General features: G+C 74.9%; 2 protein-coding genes. One reads left to right on the top strand and one right to left on the bottom strand.

What is annotated here, in order from left to right:
* Positions 1 to 1,214, top strand: a 1,214-nt coding sequence (locus FAF44_RS53050) for a DUF5719 family protein (protein WP_237111096.1), incomplete at its 5' end; no start/stop codon positions are given.
* 7 nt (positions 1,215 to 1,221) lie between these two features.
* On the opposite strand, the gene FAF44_RS53045 is transcribed toward FAF44_RS53050, so the two are convergent.
* The gene (locus FAF44_RS53045) at positions 1,222 to 1,662 is read right to left on the bottom strand and encodes a metallopeptidase family protein (protein WP_237111095.1); all 441 of its coding nucleotides are present in this window, start codon (positions 1,660 to 1,662) and stop codon (positions 1,222 to 1,224) included.
* Positions 1,663 to 1,787 lie beyond the last annotated feature (125 nt).

Here is a 1,787-nt window from a genome sequence, read left to right as displayed (position 1 = left end):
CCCCCGCCGCGCCCGCCCAGGCCGGCCCCCGGAAGGTGGCCGTGGAGTCGGTCACCGCCGTCTGCCCGGGGACGAAGGGGGAGCAGGTGAACGTCTACCTGCCGGGCACGCTCAACGGCGAGACCATGGAGAACGGCAAGCCGTACGTGACCAAGGGCCCCGGCGGCCTGGAGGCCGGCTACCTCACCCGCAGCACCAGGGGCGCGGGCCGGGGCCTGGCGGGGGTGCGCTGCACGGAGCCCGCCCCGGAGACCTGGCTGCTCGGCCCCGGCCCGGCCGACGCCGACGTCCGCCTCCATCTCACGAACGCCGACAAGGCCCCGGCCCAGGCCGACGTCCAGGTGTACGCGGCGGAGGGCCGGATCTCGAGTGACGCCGGCCTCGGCCTGGAGATCGCGCCCGGCGAGCACCGGGAGATCGATCTGAAGTCGCTCGCCCCGGCGGCCGACGTGGTGGCCGTGAGCGTCACCACCATCTTCGGCCGCGTCGCCGTCGCGGTCCGGACGGCGCCGGAGACGGGCGGTGTGGACTGGCTCCCGTCGGCCGCCCCGCCGGCCACGCGCGTGGTCGTCCCCGGCATCCCCGGAGGCGGCGGCCTGCGCCGGCTCCTCGTGGCGGCCCCCGGCGAGACGGACGCCGTCGTCCAGATCACCGCGGTCAGCGAGGACGCCGAGTACGCCATGAAGGGCAGGGAGACGCTGGAGGTGCCGGCCGACAGCGTGACGGCCCTGGACGTCACCACGGGCGTGGCCGGCTCGGCCGCCGCCCTGGTGCTGACCTCCGAGACGCCGATCGTCGCCGGCCTGGCCATCACCGGCACCGGGGTGCACCCCGACGTCGCCTTCACCGCCGGAACCCCGTCGTTGTCCCTGGGCAGCGCCGTCGCCCGCAACGGCGCCGGCTCGCAACTCCTGCTGACGGCGCTCGGCCGGCAGCCGGGCAAGGTGCGGGTGCAGGTGGTGCCGGGGAAGGGGGCGGCGGAGGAGCCGTACGAGCTGACGGTCCCGGCGGGCCGGACGAAGGCGTTCAAGCTGACGGCCAGAGGCGACTTCGCGGTGGTGGTCACGCCGGTGTCGGGCGAGGTGTACGGCAGCAGGCTGGTGGCCGAGCGTCAGCGAGCGGGCGACCTGCTCACGACACAGCCGCTGTCACCGGCCCGGATGTGGACGATGCTCCCGCCCCTGACGGACACGGCCAACGTGGTCCTGCCCTGAGCGCCGGTCAGCGGCGGTCGTCGTAGCCCGGGTCGACCGTCTCCGGGGACAGGCCCAGAAGCGTGGCCACCTGCTCCACCACCGTGTCGTGGACCATCGCGCCCAGTGTCTCCCGATCGCGCGCCCTGGCCTCCAGGGGCCGGCGGTACACCACGACGGACGCCGGGGTCTGGCCGGTGGCGGCCTCGGCGCGGCCGAAGGGGATCGGGTCGGAGTTGAGCCGCGGGCCGTCGTCGAGGTCGCTCAGCGGCGGGACGTCCTCCACCGCGAACTCCACCGCCGAGAGCTGTTTCTCCCAGCGGGGCCTGAGCCGGTCGACCGCGTCGAGCACCAGGTCGTCGAAGCGTTCGCTGCGGGACTTGGCCATGGGGATGTGGGAGGGGGCGAGCGGGCCGCGGAGGCCACGACCGTGGCGATCGCGCCGTCTGGGACCGCGCTTCTGAGTCACGCGTGCCAGTGTACGGGGCCGTCCCCGCGGTCTTCATGAGCGTGGCCGTGTCGCCTCAAGGGGGGCGGGCGGGGCTGTCGGGAAGGTTGCGGAGTTGTCGTCCGGAGGCTCGATCGGTGTGGCCG

The organism is Nonomuraea sp. MG754425, from assembly GCF_021699195.1.
Taxonomy (GTDB): Bacteria; Actinomycetota; Actinomycetes; order Streptosporangiales; family Streptosporangiaceae; genus Nonomuraea.
This window is presented reverse-complemented; position numbering and strand designations above follow the sequence as displayed.